Genomic DNA, 534 nt, shown 5'->3' on the forward strand with positions numbered 1-534 from the left:
TTGATGCTTACCGAGTTTGTCAAGATGCGATTGATGGCCTTATCTCCATGAACGGCTTTTATGATGCGGTACGTGTTCAGGTTGCTCAACGTGGCGAGCACGGTTGGAAAGCGTTCCGTCAATTTATGTTAGAAGAGCGTACACGTCTTGCTCTTGGTGGAGAAAAGCAGGGGATTGATCCATTTGAAATCTACCCGCTTGACCCAGTAAGCCGCGAATATGTATTCACTGAACTGGTCAAAGCACCGGGCTACGGCGTGACATCTGATCTGGATTTTGCGGATTCTCTCATCAATTTCAAACCGGAAGCCCTACTGGACGAGCGATTTGCAGACGCGCCAATCTTGATTGCGCACGGTGCAGAAAACGATCTTCACCCAGTGACCGAAGCAAAGTCGCTGTACGCGAAATACCCTGGGCCGAAATCTCTATTCTTACTGCCTGAAGGTGGTCACACCGAGTGGATGTTGGACGACGATCCTAAGTTTATTCAGTTCTCTGGCGTGATCGCGAACTGGTTGAGTGAGAACTTCA

Annotated in this window: 1 pseudogene; it reads left to right on the plus strand. The window is 49.3% G+C overall.

Annotation, left to right across the window (positions count from 1 at the left end):
* A pseudogene (locus R7R78_RS29050) lies at positions 1–534 on the plus strand (alpha/beta hydrolase); the annotation flags it as partial.

The sequence above is a fragment of the Vibrio sp. 2134-1 genome (genome assembly GCF_033339495.1).